At 71.2% G+C, this 18,700-nt stretch carries 15 protein-coding genes; 12 read left to right on the top strand and 3 right to left on the bottom strand.

The annotated features are described in order from the left end of the window. Nucleotides 1-130: 130 nt before the first annotated feature. Nucleotides 131-1,321, bottom strand: coding sequence for an MFS transporter (locus ACIHCL_RS05055; protein ID WP_399856974.1), 1,191 nt, complete (start codon nucleotides 1,319-1,321; stop codon nucleotides 131-133). Between the two features lie 83 nt (nucleotides 1,322-1,404). Here ACIHCL_RS05055 and ACIHCL_RS05050 point away from each other — a divergent pair, with 83 nt between their 5' ends. The 3 genes from ACIHCL_RS05050 (at nucleotide 1,405) to ACIHCL_RS05040 (ending at nucleotide 3,586) form a co-directional block, all read left to right on the top strand. Continuing rightward, on the top strand, nucleotides 1,405-2,376 hold the full coding sequence (locus ACIHCL_RS05050) for a LysR family transcriptional regulator (protein ID WP_399856972.1): 972 nt from the start codon (nucleotides 1,405-1,407) through the stop codon (nucleotides 2,374-2,376). A gap of 180 nt (nucleotides 2,377-2,556) precedes the next feature. Next, entirely contained in the window at nucleotides 2,557-2,937 is a 381-nt protein-coding gene (locus tag ACIHCL_RS05045; protein ID WP_399856970.1) for a DUF4259 domain-containing protein, read from the top strand. Between the two features lie 85 nt (nucleotides 2,938-3,022). Further along, the gene (locus ACIHCL_RS05040; RefSeq protein ID WP_399856968.1) at nucleotides 3,023-3,586 is read left to right on the top strand and encodes a GNAT family N-acetyltransferase; all 564 of its coding nucleotides are present in this window, start codon (nucleotides 3,023-3,025) and stop codon (nucleotides 3,584-3,586) included. A gap of 61 nt (nucleotides 3,587-3,647) precedes the next feature. On the opposite strand, the gene ACIHCL_RS05035 is transcribed toward ACIHCL_RS05040, so the two are convergent. Next, complete coding sequence (locus ACIHCL_RS05035; protein WP_399856966.1) at nucleotides 3,648-3,965, bottom strand: hypothetical protein; 318 nt, start codon at nucleotides 3,963-3,965, stop codon at nucleotides 3,648-3,650. Nucleotides 3,966-4,045: 80 nt separating this feature from the next. On the opposite strand from ACIHCL_RS05035, the gene ACIHCL_RS05030 reads away from it, so the two are divergent. The 3 genes from ACIHCL_RS05030 to ACIHCL_RS05020 all read left to right on the top strand — a co-directional run bounded on the left by ACIHCL_RS05030 (nucleotide 4,046) and on the right by ACIHCL_RS05020 (nucleotide 9,296). After that, nucleotides 4,046-6,439, top strand: coding sequence for a HelD family protein (locus tag ACIHCL_RS05030; RefSeq protein ID WP_399856965.1), 2,394 nt, complete (start codon nucleotides 4,046-4,048; stop codon nucleotides 6,437-6,439). 814 nt (nucleotides 6,440-7,253) lie between these two features. Next, nucleotides 7,254-8,687 carry an NAD-dependent malic enzyme gene (locus tag ACIHCL_RS05025; RefSeq protein ID WP_399856963.1) on the top strand — a complete coding sequence of 478 codons (1,434 nt, stop codon included), beginning with the start codon at nucleotides 7,254-7,256 and terminating at the stop codon, nucleotides 8,685-8,687. A gap of 327 nt (nucleotides 8,688-9,014) precedes the next feature. Further along, complete coding sequence (locus ACIHCL_RS05020; protein WP_017237029.1) at nucleotides 9,015-9,296, top strand: HU family DNA-binding protein; 282 nt, start codon at nucleotides 9,015-9,017, stop codon at nucleotides 9,294-9,296. Nucleotides 9,297-9,974: 678 nt separating this feature from the next. Here the strand turns inward: ACIHCL_RS05020 and murA are convergent. Next, nucleotides 9,975-11,315 (bottom strand): UDP-N-acetylglucosamine 1-carboxyvinyltransferase, encoded by a 1,341-nt coding sequence (gene murA, locus ACIHCL_RS05015; RefSeq protein ID WP_399856962.1) that lies wholly within the window; start codon nucleotides 11,313-11,315, stop codon nucleotides 9,975-9,977. A gap of 450 nt (nucleotides 11,316-11,765) precedes the next feature. Between murA and ACIHCL_RS05010 the strand changes: the two genes are divergently transcribed. From ACIHCL_RS05010 to ACIHCL_RS04985, 6 genes are all read left to right on the top strand, one after another. Next, nucleotides 11,766-12,326, top strand: a complete 561-nt coding sequence (locus tag ACIHCL_RS05010) for a YqgE/AlgH family protein (protein WP_399856960.1) — start codon at nucleotides 11,766-11,768, stop codon at nucleotides 12,324-12,326. Nucleotides 12,327-12,356: 30 nt separating this feature from the next. Beyond that, nucleotides 12,357-12,644 (top strand): DUF3039 domain-containing protein, encoded by a 288-nt coding sequence (locus ACIHCL_RS05005; protein WP_399856958.1) that lies wholly within the window; start codon nucleotides 12,357-12,359, stop codon nucleotides 12,642-12,644. Nucleotides 12,645-13,295: 651 nt separating this feature from the next. Continuing rightward, the gene (locus tag ACIHCL_RS05000) at nucleotides 13,296-14,600 is read left to right on the top strand and encodes an extracellular solute-binding protein (RefSeq protein ID WP_399856956.1); all 1,305 of its coding nucleotides are present in this window, start codon (nucleotides 13,296-13,298) and stop codon (nucleotides 14,598-14,600) included. A gap of 311 nt (nucleotides 14,601-14,911) precedes the next feature. After that, nucleotides 14,912-15,757 carry a carbohydrate ABC transporter permease gene (locus ACIHCL_RS04995; RefSeq protein ID WP_399857161.1) on the top strand — a complete coding sequence of 282 codons (846 nt, stop codon included), beginning with the start codon at nucleotides 14,912-14,914 and terminating at the stop codon, nucleotides 15,755-15,757. A gap of 2 nt (nucleotides 15,758-15,759) precedes the next feature. After that, entirely contained in the window at nucleotides 15,760-16,602 is an 843-nt protein-coding gene (locus tag ACIHCL_RS04990) for a carbohydrate ABC transporter permease (RefSeq protein WP_399856954.1), read from the top strand. Between the two features lie 4 nt (nucleotides 16,603-16,606). Then, nucleotides 16,607-18,277: a beta-N-acetylhexosaminidase gene (locus tag ACIHCL_RS04985; RefSeq protein ID WP_399856952.1), complete on the top strand. Its 1,671-nt coding sequence runs from the start codon at nucleotides 16,607-16,609 to the stop codon at nucleotides 18,275-18,277. The last annotated feature ends 423 nt before the right edge of the window (nucleotides 18,278-18,700 follow it).

Genomic DNA, 18,700 nt, shown 5'->3' with positions numbered 1-18,700 from the left:
ATAGTCGCGTACTGGGACGGTACCCGTCTGCATGCGGCGGGTGATACGGATCGGCCCCTGCCGCCAAGTTCCCGGCGGTGGCGAATCGTTCACCTCAATGCCTGTTCCCATTTCCGTGCTCCGGTTCCGGTTATGGGACGCGGACCGCCGCTGCCGCGACGGCCAGTGCCAATCCCGCCGCGCAGACCGGCGCGGCGTAGCCCGTGACGGGCCCCATGTGTTCCACCAGCCGGCCGCCGATCGCCGACCCCGCGGCGATCCCGCCGAGCAGCGCGGTCACGGCCAGCGTCATTCCTTCGTTCAGCCGGTCCTGCGGGGTGAGGCGTTGGACCAGCGTCATCCCGGTGACCATCGTCGGGGCGGTCGCCGCGCCGGCCAGCAGCAACGCGCCCGCGAGAGCGGGCAGCGAATCGGTCGAGGAGACGGCCAGCAGCGGCAGGGACATCAGCGCCGTCATTCCCGCCAGGCAGCCCAGCAGCCGCCGCCTGATGTCCCGGGCCGGTCGCAGTGATCCGTACAGCAGCCCCGCCGCACAGGAGCCGGCCGCCTGAAGGGCCAGGACCGCGCCTCCGGCGTGGGCGATCGTGACGATCTCCATCGAGCCGAAGACCGCGCCGGTGGCGAGGAAGGCGGTCAGCAGGGCGGGCATGCCGGGGGCGCGGAGCGGGGAGCCCGCGCGGGTGCGGGGTGCGACCGGTGGCTCCGTGGCGCGCTGGGCGGCGAGGATCAGTACCCCGGTCATCAGCAGGACCGCCCCGATGAGCGTTCCGGCCTCCGGGAAGAGCGAGCCGCACAGCAGGGCGGCGAGGGCGGGGCCGAGCATGAAGCAGAGTTCGTCCACGGCTTGTTCGAAGGAGTTCGCGGTGTGCAGGGCGGCCGGATCGTCCCGGTGCAGATGGGACCAGCGGGCCCGGGACATCCCGCCGGTGTTGGGGGTGGTGGCGGTCGCGGCGTAACAGGCGAAAAGCGTCCAGTCCGGGGCGCCGTAGTGGACGCAGAGCAGCAGGGAGAGCGAACCGAGCACGGCCGTCGCGGTGGCGGGCACCGCGATCCGGCCCTGCCCGTACCGGTCGACGAGCCGGGCCGTCCACGGTGCGACCACCGCCGTCGCGGCGAGCCCGGCCGCGGTGACGGCGCCTGCCAGGGCGTACGAGCCGCGCGATCCGGCGATCATGATCACCGCGCTGACGCTGAACATGCCCATGGGCAGCCGGGCGAGCAGGCCGCCCGCCGTGAACGCGCGGGCGCCGGGGGTGGCGAGGAGCCGGAGGTAGGGATTGCGGGCGGTCACGGGGCCGGCGGTGGTGGATTTCTGGGACACGGACCAAGCCTCCTGGCGGGCCGTTCCCGCCGTCCAACACCTGTTCGGCACCCATTCACATACCTGGGTTGTAAATTCGGCGGGTGACCGCTCCCGACACCGATCCCCGGCTGCTGCGCGCCTTCGTGGCCGTTGCCGAGGAACTGCATTTCACCCGTGCCGCCGCCCGCCTCTTCGTCGCCCAGCAGGCGCTGAGCCGGGACGTCCGGCGGCTGGAACGCGAGCTGGGCAGGGAGTTGTTCGCCCGCACCACCCGGCAGGTGGCGCTGACCACCGACGGGGAACGGCTCCTTCCGTATGCCCGGCGGGTGCTGGACGCGCACGCCGATCTCGCTGCCGCCTTCACCGACCCCGCGGCCCGGCCGCTCTTCGTCGACCTCAACACCGACGGCATGACGGCCGCCCGGGTGCTGGCCCGTTCCCGTGAACTGGCCCCCGCGTGCGAGCTGATGGCGCGCTTCGAGAGCGGGCTGACCTGGGCGGCGGGAGAGATCCTCGCCGGTCGGCTCGATGTCTCCTTCGGCCGCGCCGCCGGGCTCGACCCCGGGGTGCGGGCCCGGCTCGGCGTCCTGCCGGTGCGGTACGAGCCGATGGCCGTCCTGCTGCCCGACGACCACCCCCTCGCCGCGCGCGCGAGTGTCGCCATGGGCGACCTGGCGGGCGAGACCGTCTACGCGGGCGACGGGAACCCGCGTACCGGGGAGTGGACGGACCTGGCCCGGCTGCTCTTCGCGGAGTGGGGCATCGAACTGGCCCCACCGGTTCCGCTCGCGGTCGGCACGGCCGAGTTCCAGCGGGTGATGGCGAAGTCGTGGCACCCGGTCCTGTGCGTCATCGACTTCCCGCCGCTGCCGGGGACCGTGGTGCGTCCGCTGGTCCGGCCCGTACCGGTCTCCCCGCTGCTGATGGTCTGGCGCAGAGGCTTGCGCCATCCGGGCCTCGACGCCCTGCGCGAGGCCGCGGCCCGGCTGGGGGCCGAGGAGGACTGGATGGTGCGGCCGGACGGGAGCTGGCTGCCGGAGGCCGATGCCGCGCTGATGCTGACGCGCGGTTGAGGGGAAGCGTCCGGCCCGCGGCGGCGCGGTGGCGCGTGGTGTGGCGGGAACGGGAGGCGGGAGCGGGGGCGGGAGGGGCGCGACGACGGGGAACAGCCCCTCGTCCGGCCGCTGTTGTCGGTGCCGTGCGATAGAACCGTGAGGACGGCGTGGAACGGACGCGCGGCGGAGGGGAAATCCATGGGCACCTGGGGCAGCGGGAACTTCGACAGCGACACGGCGGCGGATCACTTGTCGGAGATCACCGGACGTCTCCTCTCGGGGATCGAGGAGGCGATGGCGGGCGATCCGGTGGGGCTGGAGCCCGACGACTACTGGGGGGTGACCGTGCCGTGCGACATCGAGCTGCTGTGCCTGATCGCGGACCAGGGCCATGTCGGTGCGGCGCTGCCGGAGCCGGCGGTGGCCGAGGCGTGGAAGAAGACGTTCATGGACGTGTGGGAGCGGACCATCGACGAACTGGAGCCGGAAGACGGGTACAAGGAGGCACGGCGGGCGGAGCTGAACCGCACGTTCGACCGGCTGGTGGGCCTGGCGAGAGAGCGGCACACGGAGGGGTGAGCGGCGGCGAGGGGCGGTTGGCCGCAGGGGGAGTGTCCAAGGAGGGGACGGGGGTCACCCTGCGGCGCGGCGATAGCCTGAAGAGATGATCAGCGACACCCATCAGCTCGACGCGGAGATACGGCTCCGCCCCGCCACCCTGGCCGATGCCGCCGCCCTCGCCGCCTCGCTGACCCGCAGCCGCGCCTACATGCGGCCCTGGGAACCCACGCGCCCCGCGTCCTTCTACACCGAGCACGGACAGCGGGAACGGCTGGCCGGGAGGCTCGCGGAGCAGGACGCGGGACGGTCGATGTCCTGGGTGCTCGCGGATGGACAGGACCGCGCGATGGGCGGGTTCGACCTCAACGGCATCGTGCTCGGGCCGTTCCGCAGCGGCACGCTCGGCTACTGGGTCGACGTCGAGTACGCGGGCCGCGGGCTGGCCACGACCGCCGTGCGCCGGATCTGCGAGACGGCCAGGGACGATCTGCGGCTGCACCGGATCGAGGCGGGGACGCTGCTGTACAACGTGGCGTCGCAGCGGGTGCTCACCAAGTGCGGCTTCGAGGAGTACGGGGTGGCCCCGCGCTGTCTGTACATCGACGGCGAGTGGCGTGACCACCGGATGTTCCAGCGCATCCTGCACGACGATCCGCCGATCGATTGAGCATCGGCTCCGGGCGGGGATCTTCCCGTCCGACGCTCCGGGGAGCGCCGAGGGCGGATGGTCAAGAGCAGCGCTGCCCGGTGTCCTCGGGGCGGACCCGCACATGCCGGTGGTCGTCCCGCGGCCAGGGCGGCCGTGCCGGTACGACCTCCGCGAGGCCGTAGCCGCACTTCTCCGTGACCTGGCACGAGGCGACGTTGCCCACCTGGTGCAGCAGGTCCAGCCGCCCCGGCCCCTTCTCGGCGAACGCCGCGAACGCCCAGTCCGTGAGTGCTCCCGGCGCCGCCGACGGGGGTACGACGGGGAAGCCGGGGAGAGGGGGAGGGACGGGGCGGGCGAGGAATCCGAGCAGCCCGGAAAACGGGGCCCGCCACGCCATTCTCCTGCGGCGCGGATGCGTCGTGGCCCCCCTTCGCATATGGTTGACGGCTGCCCAATGCACGTCAGAAAGGGGCCTCGGTGGCCGCGCAGGATGCCGCTGTCGATTCACTGCGGGACCGGGAGATCGGTGTCGAGCAAGAACATCTCGACCGTGTGTACCGCCGTCTCGAGGAGAAGATCCACGAGGCGGAGTTCCTCATGGACGACGCCGCCAAGCGCGGCCAGGTCGGCACCCCGGGGGCACTCGCCGAGCGCGACGCCCAGGTATTCCGCGCCGGAATCCACCTCAACCGGCTGAACAGCGAGTTCGAGGACTTCCTCTTCGGACGCGTCGACCTGCTGCTCGGCAAGGACGGCGAACGCGGGCCGGACGGCGCGTACACCTCGGTCGAGCCGGCCGACGACGCCGTACGCCCCGACATGAGCGCCGACATCGCGGAGACACTGCACATCGGCCGGATCGGTGTCCTCGATTCCGAATACGTGCCCCTGGTCATCGACTGGCGCGCCCCGGCTGCCGCACCCTTCTACCGGTCGACGCCGAAGGACCCCGGCCGGGTGGTGCGCCGCCGGGTCATCCGCTCCAAGGGCCGCCGGGTGCTCGGCGTCGAGGACGACCTGATGCGCCCCGAGCTGACCGCGTACCTGGACGAGCAGCGGCTGCCCGTCATCGGCGACGGCGCCCTGATGGCGGCACTGGGCCAGGCGCGCAGCCACACCATGCGAGACATCGTCTCTTCCATCCAGGCCGAACAGGACCTGGTGATCAGGGCCCCCGCCGCCTCCGTCACCGAGGTGTCCGGCGGCCCCGGCACCGGCAAGACCGCCGTCGCCCTGCACCGTGCCGCCTACCTCCTCTACCAGGACCGACGGCGCTACGCGGGCGGCATCCTCATCGTCTCGCCGACCCCGCTCCTCGTCGCGTACACCGAAGGCGTGCTGCCCTCGCTGGGGGAGGAGGGTCAGGTCGCGATCCGCGCGGTCGGCTCGCTCTCCGACGAGGCGGCGGGCACCGAGGGCGCCACCGTCTACGACGATCCCGCCGTCGCGCGGATCAAAGGCTCCTCCCGGATGCTCCCGGTGCTGCGCAAGGCCGCGCGCGGAGCGCTGGAACGGCCCGGTGCGGCGGGCGCGGCGGAGGACCGCGAAAGCGGCCAGCTCACCTTCGGCGATGTGGGCGACGCGGCCGGTGCGCCCCCCGCCACCCCGACCCGGCTCCGGGTCGTCGCGTTCGGCGCTCGCGTCGAGCTGGACGCCGAGGAACTGCGCCGCATCCGGCAGTCGGTGCTCGGCGGCACCGCGCCGGTCAACCTTCTGCGCCCGCGCGCCCGTCGCATGCTGCTGGACGCCCTGTGGAACAAGTCGTCCGGCCGGGACCGCTACACCGATCCCGAACTGGCCGCGGAGCTGCGTTCCTCCTTCGACGAGGACGTCTCCACGGAGACCCCCTTCATCGAGTTCCTGAACGCCTGGTGGCCCGAGCTCACCCCGCGCGGGGTGCTCGCCGCGATGGCGGACGAGAAGCGGCTCGGCCGCTGGGCGCGCCGGGTCCTCGGCCAGGGCGAGGTGCGCCGTCTGGCCCGTTCCCTGAAGCGGCTGGGCGAGGACGGCGACGGCCCGGTCTCCGCGCACGACGTGGCGATCCTCGACGAGCTCCAGGTGCTGCTCGGCACCCCGCACCGGCCGAGGAAGAAGCGCGAGATCGACCCGTTGGACCAGCTCACCGGACTGGACGAGCTGATGCCGCAGCGCGAGGAGACCCAGCGCGAGCGGGCCGAGCGGCTGGCGGCGGAACGCACGGAGTACACGCACGTCATCGTCGACGAGGCGCAGGACCTCACCCCCATGCAGTGGCGCATGGTCGGCCGCCGCGGCCGGCACGCCACCTGGACGATCGTCGGAGACCCCGCCCAGTCCTCCTGGTCCGACCCGGACGAGGCCGCGCGGGCGCGCGACGAGGCGCTCGGCACCCGGCCGCGCCGCTGCTTCACCCTCACGGTCAACTACCGGAACCCGGCGGAGATCGCGGAGCTGGCCTCCAGGGTGCTGGCGCTGGCGATGCCCGGGACGGAGCCGCCGGCCGCGGTCCGCTCCACCGGTGTGAAGCCGCGGTTCGTGACCGTGCGGGACGGCGACGACCTGGCCGAGTCGGTGCGCGAGGAGGCCCGGCGCCTGCTGGCCGAGGTGGACGGAACGGTCGGCGTGGTCGTCGCGATGCACCGCAGGGCACAGGCCCGTGCCTGGCTCGCCGGTCTCGGCGAGCGGGTGGTGGCACTGGGCAGCCTGGAGGCGAAGGGCCTGGAGTACGACGCCACGGTGGTCGTCTCGCCCGCGGAGATCGCCGACGAGTCCCCGGCCGGACTGCGGGTGCTGTACGTGGCGCTGACGCGCGCGACGCAGCAGCTCACGGTGGTCTCGGGCGAGCGGGACCTGCCCGACGAGGACGGCATCCCGGACCTGCTGCGGGACTGACGGCGGACCGGCTCCACCACCTGCGGGTACTGACGGCGGACCGGCTCCGCCATCGCACCGGGGACACTCGCCGCCGCCGACGGGGTGACGGCGTCCGGCCTCGTTCCGGGCCTTCTCCACTTCCGGCCGTGACCGGGCCCCGGCGCCCGGGGCCGAGCAGTGACCTCCTGGTGTCTCCCGGGCTCCTGGCTGGATTCCGGACCTCGCGCCCCGGTCTGCCGTCGGACTGCCACCGGGCGGACGGGGCGCGGACGGGCCCCGGACCGGTCCGGTCACCGGAATCGGGACCGCCTTCCAGGAATCGCTTCCCCCGGGTTTTTGTTAGCCTGGTGTGCGGCACCGGCTCGATCCAAGCCCCCGGGCCCAACCTTCGTCGCTTCGAGCGACCACTTGCCGCGAGGCGAGCATGGCGGGTCGGTGCCGTTCAAGCAGTCGAAAGACCCGTGTCACCTCCCGGTGGCGCGGGTCTGTTCTCGTTCACGGGGGCGCGAGCGCGGTTCACGCCTCGGCCGTGGCCGAATCCGGTGGGTGCCGCCCGTGACGGCCCGGTCCGCGGAAGAGGGCATGGTCGGACGCGTCCCCGGACGTGGTCCAGGAGGTCACGTACGGGCACGCGCGATCCGGCCCGGGGCGAGCGGACGCACCGGGTTCGGACTTCCCTCAAGACCTCTTGTCTCGTATGGTGGAAATCACTTTCCGGCATGTGATAGTCATTACCGGCTACCGGCTGGTAGGTGCGACGATCGGGAGGCACGTCCGAGGCGAGTGCCCCGGCCGCGCGGCAAAGAAGCTAAGGAAAGCGAAGGACTCGGCCATGGCAACGGCGCCCAGCGTCTCGTACTCGATGACGGTCAGGCTGGAGGTGCCCACGAGCGGCACATCCGTCTCCCAGCTCACCACGGCCGTGGAGTCCTCGGGTGGTACGGTCACCGGCCTCGACGTGACCGCCTCCGGCCATGAGCGGCTGCGCATCGACGTCACCGTCGCCGCCACCTCCACCGCGCACGCCGACGAGATCGTCGAGAAGCTGCGCGGCATCGAGGGTGTCGTCCTCGGCAAGGTCTCCGACCGTACGTTCCTGATGCACCTCGGCGGCAAGATCGAGATGGCGTCCAAGCACCCCATCCGCAACCGTGACGACCTCTCGATGGTCTACACGCCGGGCGTGGCCCGCGTCTGCATGGCGATCGCCGAGAACCCCGAGGACGCCCGCCGCCTCACCATCAAGCGCAATTCCGTCGCAGTTGTGACGGACGGTTCCGCCGTGCTGGGCCTCGGCAACATCGGGCCGAAGGCCGCCCTGCCCGTGATGGAGGGCAAGGCGGCCCTCTTCAAGCGGTTCGCCGGCATCGACGCCTGGCCGATCTGCCTGGACACCCAGGACAGCGACGCCATCGTCGAGATCGTCAAGGCGATCGCGCCCGGCTTCGCGGGCATCAACCTGGAGGACATCTCCGCCCCCCGCTGCTTCGAGATCGAGGCGCGCCTGCGCGAGGCCCTGGACATCCCGGTCTTCCACGACGACCAGCACGGCACCGCCATCGTGGTGCTGGCCGCGCTGACCAACGCACTTCGCGTGACCGGCAAGGGAATTGGGGACGTACGGGTCGTCATGTCCGGCGCCGGGGCGGCCGGTACGGCCATCCTCAAGCTCCTCATCGCCGCGGGCGTCAAGCACGCCGTCGTCGCCGACATCCACGGTGTGGTGCACGAGGGCCGTGAGGACCTGCTCTCCGCCGCCGCCGACTCGCCGCTGCGCTGGATCGCCGACAACACCAACCCCGAGTCCATCACCGGCACCCTCAAGGAGGCCGTCGTCGGCGCCGACGTCTTCATCGGCGTCTCCGCTCCGAACGTCTTGGACGGCACCGACGTCGCCGCCATGGCCGATGGCGCGATCGTGTTCGCGCTCGCGAACCCGGATCCCGAGGTGGACCCGGCGGTCGCCCGTCAGACGGCAGCGGTTGTGGCCACCGGCCGTTCCGACTTCCCGAACCAGATCAACAACGTGCTGGTCTTCCCGGGTGTCTTCCGCGGCCTCCTCGACGCCCAGTCCCGTGCCGTCAGCACGGACATGATGCTCGCCGCGGCCCGCGCGCTTGCCGATGTCGTCGCCGAGGACGAGCTGAACGCGAACTACATCATCCCGTCGGTCTTCAACGACAAGGTCGCGGGCGCGGTCGCCGGAGCCGTCCGGGAGGCGGCGAAGGCCGCCGGGGGTGCTGTGACGGGGCCCACGTCGATCTGAGTCACCACCGGCCCGCCTACGGCGCGTCGCGGGTCGCACCGCCCCAAACACCCCTTTAGGGTGGGCGGGCGGCGCGTCCCGCACAGCCCCGCACCCGCTGCGGACTGCTTCGCGGCGTCGACGGAACGTCACCACGGCGACGAAGTGGTGCTTTTCGTGTGACTCCGGAGGGTGCCGGATTGGCTTTCCCGCCGTGGGTGGGGGCAGGATGCGTAATCGGGCGCGAGGGTCTGACGAAAGACCCGGGGCCGGGGACTGTCCGAGGGCCCTGGCAGCATCGGCTTCGATCTCACGCCTCACAGGCAAGAAGAACACGGGAGTAACAAAATGAACCGCAGTGAGCTGGTGGCCGCCCTGGCCGACCGCGCCGAGGTGACCCGCAAGGACGCCGACGCCGTTCTGGCCGCGCTCGCCGAGACCGTTGGCGAGGTCGTCGCCAAGGGCGACGAGAAGGTCACCATCCCCGGCTTCCTGACCTTCGAGCGCACCCACCGTGCCGCTCGCACCGCTCGTAACCCGCAGACCGGCGACCCGATCAACATCCCGGCCGGTTACAGCGTGAAGGTCTCCGCGGGCTCCAAGCTCAAGGAAGCCGCCAAGGGCAAGTAAGCCCCCCAGGCGCCACGAAGGGCGGACACCCGGTTCGGGGTGACCGCCCTTCCCTGTACCCGCCCGAGAAGGCCCGTTGCGGCCCTCCGTCGCCTGCCTGGTGCCGTGGCCGGGAAGGTTTGCCGGGTCGCTCGCCGAAAGAGATCGGCGCGGCGCTGCTCCGCGAACGACGTACGGGGCCGCTGTGTCGCGGTGTCGAGCCCGCGAACAGCCGGACGAGGCCTGCGGAACGAGGCCTTCTGACGCCGCGTACGGTCGGACGCCGTGTACGGTCGGACGCCGCGTACGGTCGGTCGCCGTGTACGGGCTGACGCCGCGTACGGGATCTGCGGGACCGCCGCGTACAGGGAGCTGCGGAGTGGGGCGCCCGGGAGCGCGACAGGGCCTGCGAGGGCGCCGCGTTTCGGGCCTGTCGCGTACCGGGCCCGAAGCGCCGAACAGGGGTGCGGAACGGGCTTTGCGCGTATGTGGACGGAGGCCTCGGAACAGGCTCCGCGAACGCCGGGCGGGGGCCCGGGGCAGCGCCCCGAACCCCCGCCCGAACCCGCGTCGGCGGTCCTCGATCACACGGCCCTCGGCCCGGCACCGGGCCTGGAGCCGCACGGGATCCAGCCCCGAGGCGGGTCCGTCAACGGACCCGTACCTGGCCCCGGAACGGCACCGCCCCCGGGCGGTGGATCAGACCAGTGCCCCGCCCGGCAACTCCACGTTCGCGCCCAGTTTCTCCAGCTTCTCCATGAAGTTCTCGTAGCCGCGGTTGATCAGGCCGATGCCGTGCACCCGTGAGGTGCCCTGCGCCGCCAGCGCCGCGATCAGGTAGGAGAAGCCGCCGCGGAGGTCGGGGATGACCAGGTCCGCCCCCTGGAGCTTCGTGGGTCCGGACACCACCGCGGAGTGCAGGAAGTTGCGCTGGCCGAAGCGGCAGTCCGAACCGCCCAGGCACTCGCGGTAGAGCTGGATGTGCGCGCCCATCTGGTTGAGCGCGGAGGTGAAGCCGAGCCGCGACTCGTACACCGTCTCGTGGACGATGGACAGGCCCGACGCCTGCGTCAGGGCCACGACCAGCGGCTGCTGCCAGTCGGTCTGGAAGCCGGGGTGCACGTCCGTCTCCAGGGCGATGGCGTTCAGCGCGCCGCCAGGGTGCCAGAAGCGGATGCCCTCGTCATCGATCTCGAAGGCGCCGCCGACCTTGCGGAAGGTGTTCAGGAACGTCATCATCGAGCGCTGTTGTGCGCCCCGTACGTAGATGTTGCCCTCGGTGGCCAGGGCCGCGGACGCCCAGGAGGCCGCTTCCAGACGGTCGGGGAGCGCCCGGTGGGTGAAGCCGTCCAGGCGGTCGACACCGGTGATCCGGATCGTCCGGTCGGTGTCCATCGAGATGATCGCGCCCATCTTCTGCAGCACGCAGATGAGGTCCTCGATCTCCGGCTCGACCGCCGCGTTGGTCAGTTCGGTGACGCCTTCGGCGAGCACGGCCGTCAGCAGCACCTGCTCGGTGGAGCCCACCGACGGGTACGGCAGCCGGATCTTCGTGCCGCGCAGTCGTTGCGGCGCCTCAAGGTACTGGCCGTCCTCGCGCTTCTCGATGGTCGCGCCGAAGCGCCGCAGCACGTCGAAGTGGAAGTCGATCGGCCGGCCGCCGATGTCGCAGCCGCCGAGCCCGGGGATGAACGCGTGGCCGAGCCGGTGCAGCAGGGGGCCGCAGAAAAGGATCGGGATGCGCGAGGAACCCGCGTGGGCGTCGATGTCGGCGACGTTGGCGCTCTCCACATGGGTCGGGTCCAGGATCAGCTCGCCCGGCTCGTCACCCGGGCGCACCGTCACGCCATGGAGCTGCAGCAGACCCCGCACCACCCGCACGTCGCGGATGTCGGGCACATTGCGCAGTCGGCTGGGGGCGCTGCCGAGCAGCGCGGCGACCATCGCCTTCGGCACCAGGTTCTTGGCGCCTCTGACGCGGATCTCGCCCTCCAGCGGGGTTCCGCCGTGGACAAGCAGGACATCGTCTGTGCCGGTCATGAATCTCGCGTTCCGGAGTGGTCGGGCAGGGGCCAAACGAAAGGGTAATGGCCCATCGTGCCCCCTCCCGCCGGGGACAGGGGATGCGGGAACGTCATGAATTCGCCACAATACGCTCCGCTTCCCCGCTCTTGCGGACGGTTATCGTCCGCTACGCCTTCTTGCGTCGCTTCGGTCACTTGTGCCCCTCGGGTCTCACCGGGATGTTTCCCGTTCGGCCGCGCCGCGCCGCGCGGGCGGGCCATGCGGGTGGGCTGCGGGGGCCGTGCGGGCCGTGCGGGAACGCGCCGATGGGCGCGCCGTGCCATGGCGACCGGCTTTGCCCGTACCTTCCGGTCATACGCGCTCCTTGTGCATCCGTGCGCCCTGAACTGCGCGCAGGGGTGCCTTCGGTGTCCGGAAGGCCGGCCGGGGCTCCGCGGAGAGCCGAGATGCGGGATCATTTCTGCCATGACCGAGGTGTCCTCGCTCACAGGGCGACTGCTCGTGGCCACACCCGCGCTCGCGGATCCGAATTTCGACCGTGCCGTGGTGCTGCTCCTCGACCACGACGAGGAGGGCTCGCTCGGCGTCGTCCTGAACCGGCCGACCCCGGTGGGCGTCGGTGACGTCCTCATGTCCTGGGCCGGGCTGGCCGGCGAGCCCGGCGTGGTCTTCCAGGGCGGCCCGGTCTCGCTCGACTCGGCACTCGGCGTGGCCGTGATCCCCGGGGACGAGGGACCGCTCGGCTGGCGCCGGGTGTACGGGGCGATCGGCCTGGTGGACCTGGAGACGCCACCGGAGCTGCTGGCCGCGGCCCTCGGCTCGCTGCGGATCTTCGCCGGGTACGCCGGGTGGGGCCCCGGCCAGTTGGAGAAGGAGCTGACCAGTGGCGCCTGGTATGTCGTCGAGTCCGAGCCGGGAGACGTCTCCTCGCCTCGCCCGGAGCACCTCTGGCGGGCGGTCCTGCGCCGCCAGCGCAGCGAACTGGCCATGATCGCCACGTATCCCGACGACCCTTCGCTGAACTGAAGTCCCGGGCTTTCAGTACCCTTGGCCTCTATGAGCACTCTTGAGCCCGAGCGCGGGGCAGGTACGGGCACCCTCGTAGAGCCGACGCCACAGGTGTCGAACGGCGACGGCGACCACGAGCGCTTCGCCCATTACGTCCAGAAGGACAAGATCATGGCGAGTGCCCTGGAGGGCACCCCCGTGGTCGCGTTGTGCGGCAAGGTCTGGGTACCGGGGCGCGACCCCAAGAAGTACCCGGTCTGCCCCCTGTGCAAGGAGATCTACGACTCCATGGGCGCGGGTGGCGACAAGGACAAGGGTGGCAAGGACAAGAAGTAGTCCGCGGATCCGCCGGTGGTCCCCAGCGGCCCGCGGCGGTCAGGGCTCTGCGGCGTCAGTGAGCGGACTGCGGGCGGCTGGTGTCCCTTCCGGCCATGTCCGCCCCGTCGCGTCGTTCGGCCCTTCCCCGGCCTCTCGGCTTCGTCCGGGCAGGGGAGTCCACGTCCGAGGCGTCCGGCCGCCTTGCGATCGCACGCGTCGAACGCCGTACGGCCCGGCCGTCGGCCGGACGCCGCCGGATTGAAGAAACGGCCCAGTACCGTTCGGGCACCATGACTTCGGGTCCCCGGGGTGTGCGTCGACACACCCCGGGGACCCTTGGCGTTGTACGGGGTCTTCCGCGTCGGACGGGAGGCGCGGCCTTTCGGTCACGCGCGCGAGCGCGAGGCCACGCGATCCGCAGTCCTCGTTCGTTGCGCTCGGTCCGCTTTCATCGCGCTACTCGGTCCGCCTTCACCGCGCTATTTGTGCACCTTATGCAGGATCTGTGTGTATCGCGTGGTCTGCATGCGTTGCACGGACTGCGTCCCTGGGTCACAGAGTGGTTGAGACCACTTGTCGGCGTCGGCGTGCGCCCCTACTCTCCTGCCAGTTGTGCAGAACGAAACGCGCGTTGCACATGTTGCAACGCCTGGCGGTAGGAGTGCCCGGATGAAGCTTTCTGTCCGAATCGCCGCCCCGGCCGCGGCGCTTGTGCTGGCGGGGCTCACCGCCACCGCCTGCGCGCCGCAGACCTCCGACACCGGGGCCAAGGGCGACGAGAAGACCGGCACACTGCGGGTCTGGCTCTTCCAGGAGGTCGGCAACAAGCCCAAGGAACAGGTGGTCGACGCCGCCGTCGCCGAGTTCGAGAAGGCGCACAAGGGTGCGAAGGTCGAGGTCGAGTACATCCCGGTCGATACGCGAGCCCAGCGCATCAAGGCCGCCTTCAACGACCCGAAGAGCGCCCCCGACATCATCGAGTACGGCAACACGGACACCGCGGGATACGTCAAGGACGGCGGACTCGCCGACGTCAGCAAGGAGTTCGCCGCCTGGGACGAGGCCAAGGACATCGACCCGACCGCCAAGCAGTCCGTCACCGTCGACGACAAGGTCTACGGGGCTCCGCTCTTCGTCGGCGTACGGGCGCTGTACTACCGGACCGACGTCTTCAAGGAGTTGGGGATCGAGGCTCCCAAGTCCCAGGCCGAGCTGATCTCCACCGCGAAGAAGATCCACCAGAGGAAGCCGGACCTGTACGGACTGGCGGTCGGTGGCGCGTACACCTACGGCGCGATGCCGTTCCTCTGGGCGAACGGCGGCGAACTGGCCGAGGAGAACGGCGGCACGTACAAGGCGGCCATCAACAGCGACAAGGCCCGCAAGGGCATCGAGGCGTACACCGCGCTCTTCGGCGACGACAACTGTCCGGCCGCCAAGTGCGCCTCCATGGGCGGCAACGCGACCGTCACCGCGTTCGCGTCCGGCAAGGCCGCCATGGCGATCGGCGGCGACTTCAGCCACGCGGCCGTCGAGGCGGGAACGGTGAAGGGCAAGTACGCGGTGGTGCCGCTGCCCGGTGTCGAGACGGGCTCCATCGCCCCGGCGTTCGCGGGCGGCAACAACATCGGCGTGCTGAAGAGCAGCCCGCGCCGCACCCTCGCCGTCGACCTGATGAAGTCCCTGACCGGCAAGCAGACCCAGGAGAAGATGTTCGACGCGATGGGCTTCCTGCCGACGTACACGGACGTGCGGGCCGCCGCCGCGAAGAAGGAACCGTTCGTCGAACCGTTCGTCAAGACGCTCGGCGCGGGCGCCAGGTTCGTCCCCGCCTCGCCGGGCTGGGGCTCCATCGACTCCTCGCTGGTCCTGCCGACGATGTTCCAGGAGATCGTCAGCGGCCGCAAGGACGTGGCGGCCGCCTCGGACGACGCGGCGAAGAAGATGGACGCGGCGTTCGCCGACGCGGGCTGACGATGACCGCGAACACAGCGAACAACGCCGCGAGCGGCGACGGGAGCGACGCCGAGGGCGACGCGGCGGCCGGTACGGTCGCCGCGAACGGCCCGGCGTCCGCCACCGCCACCGCGAACGGCCCGGCGTCCGCCACCGCCACCGCGAACGGCCCGGCGTCCGCCACCGCCACCGCGAACGGCCCGGCGTACAAGACGCCCGGCGTATCCGCCGGACGCGGCGCGTCCGGGACGGACGGCCCCCGTCCGTCCCGGCCCCGCCGCCGAACCGCCTCACCCGGGCACCGCTCTGGCTGGACGCCCTGGCTCTATCTGCTGCCCGCGCTCGTCCTCCTCGGCGGGCTGCTGGTCTACCCGATCTACCAACTCGGCCTGATCTCCTTCCTGGAGTACACCCAGGCCCAGGTGAGCGGCGGCGAGCCGACCACCTTCCAGGGGTTCGGGAACTACGCGACGCTCTTCGGCGACAGCCAGTTCTGGCAGGTCCTCCTGGCGACCGTGGTCTTCGCCGCCGCCTGCGTCCTGGCCACCCTGCTGGTCGGCTGCGCGCTCGCCGTCCTGCTGACCCGCATCCGGGCCGTACCGCGACTGGTGCTCATGCTCGCCGCGCTCGGCGCCTGGGCGACCCCCGCGATCACCGGTTCCACCGTCTGGGTCTTCCTCTTCGACCCGGACTTCGGCCCGGTCAACCGGGTGCTGGGGCTCGGGGACTTCTCCTGGACGTACGGGCGCTACAGCGCTTTCGCCCTGGTGCTCCTCGAAGTGCTGTGGTGCTCGTTCCCGTTCGTGATGGTGACCGTGTACGCCGGCATCCGGGCGATCCCCACGGAGGTCCTCGAAGCCGCCGCGCTGGACGGTGCCTCGCAGTGGCGGATCTGGCGGTCGGTCATGGCCCCGATGCTGCGGCCGATCCTCGTCGTCGTCACCATCCAGTCGATCATCTGGGACTTCAAGGTCTTCACCCAGATCTACGTCATGACCAACGGCGGCGGCATCGCCGGCCAGAACCTGGTGCTCAACGTGTACGCGTACCAGAAGGCGTTCGCGTCCTCGCAGTACAGCCTCGGCTCGGCGATCGGCGTCGTGATGCTGCTGATCCTGCTGGCCGTCACGCTGGTCTACCTGCGCCTGATGCGGCGCCGGGGGGAGGAACTGTGAGCATGCCGAACCCGCTCCGAATCCGCCGGCCCGGCCGGCTGGCCGCCGAGGCCGCGGCCCTGCTGATCGCCGCCGCGGTCGCCTTCCCGCTGTACTGGATGGTGCTCTCCGCGTTCAAACCGGCCGGAGAGATCCAGTCCGCCCAGCCGCGCCCCTGGACGCTGTCGCCCTCCCTGGACTCGTTCCGCCGGGTCTTCGAGCAGAACGACTTCGGGCGGTACTTCCTCAATAGCGTGATCGTCGCCGGAACGGTCGTCGTGGTCTCCGCGCTGATCGCCTTCCTGGCGGCGACGGCCGTGACGCGGTTCCGCTTCCGGCTCCGCACCACGTTGCTGATCATGTTCCTGGTCGCACAGATGGTGCCGGTGGAGGCGCTGACCATCCCGCTGTTCTTCCTGATGCGGGACTTCGGGCAGCTGAACACGCTCGGCTCGCTGATCCTGCCGCACCTCGCCTTCTCGCTGCCGTTCGCGATCTGGATGCTGCGCGGCTTCGTCCGGGCCGTACCGGAGGCACTGGAGGAGGCCGCGTACCTCGACGGTGCCAGCCGCGCCCGCTTCCTGTGGCAGATCCTCTTCCCGCTGGTCTTCCCCGGCCTCGTCGCCACCAGCGTCTTCTCGTTCATCTCGACCTGGAACGACTTCCTGTTCGCGAAGTCGTTCATCATCAGCGACACCTCCCAGTCGACGCTCCCGATGGCGTTGCTGGTCTTCTTCAAACCCGACGAGAACGACTGGGGAGGGATCATGGCGGCCTCGACCGTCATGACCATTCCCGTGCTGGTCTTCTTCGTACTCGTACAGCGCCGCCTGGTCTCGGGACTGGGCGGGGCGGTAAAGGACTGACGTCATGGACATGGACCTCATCCCGGCCCCCGTACGCGTCGGCGACGCCGGCGACACCACGGGCGCCGACGGCACCGGAAGCGGGGCACCGGACGGCCTTGCGCTGGACTCCGCCACCACCATCACGGCGGCTCCCGGCACCGAAGGCACCGAACGCTGGCTGCGCTCCACGCTCGGCGCTGCCTTCGGCCTCCCGCTCGCGCCCGGTGGCGAGGACGCCACGCACACGATCCGGCTGGACATCGACCCCGCCCTGGAGGCCGAGGGCTACCGGCTGGCCCCGACACCCGGCGGCGGTGTCGAGATCACCGGAGGAAGCCCGGCGGGCGTCTTCTGGGGCGCGCAGACACTGCGTCAGCTCCTGGGCCCCGAAGCCTTCCGCCGCGCGCCCGTCAACCCCGGCGCACGGCCCGTCATCCCCTTCACGCACGTCGAGGACGCCCCCCGCTTCCCCTGGCGCGGGATGATGCTCGACGTGGCACGGCACTTCCTGCCGAAGGACGACGTCCTGCGCTACCTCGACCTCATCGCCGCCCACAAGCTCAACGTCTTCCACTTCCACCTCACCGACGACCAGGGCTGGCGCATCGAGATCAAGCGCCATCCCAGGCTCACCGAGGTCGGCTCCTGGCGGTCGCGCACCAAGCACGGCCACCGCGCCTCGGAACTGTGGGACGAGACCCCGCACGGCGGCTACTACACGCAGGACGACATCCGCGAGATCGTCGCCTACGCCGCCGAGCGGCATATCCGGGTCGTGCCCGAGATCGACATCCCCGGCCACTCGCAGGCCGCCATCGCCGCGTACCCGGAACTGGGCAACTCCGACGTCATCGACACCACCGCCCTCTCCGTCTGGGACACCTGGGGCATCAACGCCAACGTACTCGCCCCCACTGACAACACCCTGCGCTTCTTCGAGGGAGTGCTCGAAGAGGTCCTGGAACTCTTCCCCGCCGCCACCTCGCCGTTCATCCACATCGGCGGCGACGAGTGCCGCAAGGAGCAGTGGAAGGACTCCCCGACCGCCCAGTCCCGGATCGAAGGGCTCGGCCTGGCCAACGAGGACGAGCTCCAGTCCTGGATCATCCGGCACTTCGACGCCTGGCTCACGGCGCGCGGACGCCGCCTCATCGGCTGGGACGAGATCCTCGAAGGCGGCCTTCCGGCGGGCGCCGCCGTGTCGTCCTGGCGCGGCTACGGCGGAGGCGTCACGGCCGCCGAGGCGGGCCACGACGTCGTGATGTGCCCGGAACAGCACGTCTACCTGGACCACCGTCAGGACGGCGGCCCCGACGAGCCGATGCCCATCGGTTTCATCCGCACCCTGGAGGACGTCTACCGCTTCGAGCCCGTGCCCCCGGGCCTCTCCGAGGAGGCGGCCCGCCACATCCTCGGCACCCAGGCCAACGTCTGGACCGAGGTCATGCAGAACCGGGGCCGCGTCGACTACCAGGTCTTCCCCCGCCTCGCCGCGTTCGCCGAGGTTGCCTGGTCGCCGCTGCCCGCCTCCGCCGAGCGCGACTTCGCCGCCTTCGAACGGCGCATGGCCGCGCACTACGCCCGGCTCGACGCCCTCGGCGTCGACTACCGGCCCCCGTCCGGCCCGCTGCCGTGGCAGCAGCGCCCGGGTGTGCTCGGACGCCCTCTGGAGGGTCCGCCCCCGAACGTGTGATCCCGGCCCGGTACGGGAAGCGCCCCTGTCTCCCCGTACCGGTATCGGTATCCGACCTCTGTCGGACCTCGGAGCCCCGGTCCTCACGCTGGTCCGACTCCCGGTCCCGACTTCCGGTCCCGACTTCCGGTTTCTGTCCCCGGCCGTCACGCCTCTTCCGAAGGAGCGTGACGGCCGGGGTGCGTTCAGCGCCGCACCCCGGCCTCCACGGGGCGACCCGCCCTGCGCACCCGTATCTCCTTGCGGTACCTCCCCGCGCGCACGGCATCCCGCCACATGGGTGATGGTGCGGCACCCGACCCCACGAGGACCGGCGGCAACGCCACGGCTCCACGGGAACGGGCGGCATCCGTGCCCGTGCGCACAGGCCGAGCCCGTGCCCGTGCGCACAGGCCGAGCCCGCGGACGCGCGGTCGGGCGCAT

It is taken from the genome of Streptomyces sp. NPDC052042 (genome assembly GCF_044548345.1).
Classification (GTDB): Bacteria; Actinomycetota; Actinomycetes; order Streptomycetales; family Streptomycetaceae; genus Streptomyces.
This window is presented reverse-complemented; position numbering and strand designations above follow the sequence as displayed.

What these genes read in the sequence shown, in the direction of transcription:
- ACIHCL_RS05035 (WP_399856966.1), bottom strand. Translation starts at nt 3,965, where the DNA reads ATGGCGTGGCGGGCCCCGTTTTCCGGGCTGCTCGGATTCCTCGCCCGC.
- ACIHCL_RS05000 (WP_399856956.1), top strand. Translation starts at nt 13,296, where the DNA reads ATGAAGCTTTCTGTCCGAATCGCCGCCCCGGCCGCGGCGCTTGTGCTG.
- ACIHCL_RS04985 (WP_399856952.1), top strand. Translation starts at nt 16,607, where the DNA reads ATGGACATGGACCTCATCCCGGCCCCCGTACGCGTCGGCGACGCCGGC.
- ACIHCL_RS05025 (WP_399856963.1), top strand. Translation starts at nt 7,254, where the DNA reads ATGGCAACGGCGCCCAGCGTCTCGTACTCGATGACGGTCAGGCTGGAG.
- ACIHCL_RS05040 (WP_399856968.1), top strand. Translation starts at nt 3,023, where the DNA reads ATGATCAGCGACACCCATCAGCTCGACGCGGAGATACGGCTCCGCCCC.
- murA (WP_399856962.1), bottom strand. Translation starts at nt 11,315, where the DNA reads ATGACCGGCACAGACGATGTCCTGCTTGTCCACGGCGGAACCCCGCTG.
- ACIHCL_RS05020 (WP_017237029.1), top strand. Translation starts at nt 9,015, where the DNA reads ATGAACCGCAGTGAGCTGGTGGCCGCCCTGGCCGACCGCGCCGAGGTG.
- ACIHCL_RS05045 (WP_399856970.1), top strand. Translation starts at nt 2,557, where the DNA reads ATGGGCACCTGGGGCAGCGGGAACTTCGACAGCGACACGGCGGCGGAT.
- ACIHCL_RS05005 (WP_399856958.1), top strand. Translation starts at nt 12,357, where the DNA reads ATGAGCACTCTTGAGCCCGAGCGCGGGGCAGGTACGGGCACCCTCGTA.
- ACIHCL_RS04990 (WP_399856954.1), top strand. Translation starts at nt 15,760, where the DNA reads ATGCCGAACCCGCTCCGAATCCGCCGGCCCGGCCGGCTGGCCGCCGAG.
- ACIHCL_RS05010 (WP_399856960.1), top strand. Translation starts at nt 11,766, where the DNA reads ATGACCGAGGTGTCCTCGCTCACAGGGCGACTGCTCGTGGCCACACCC.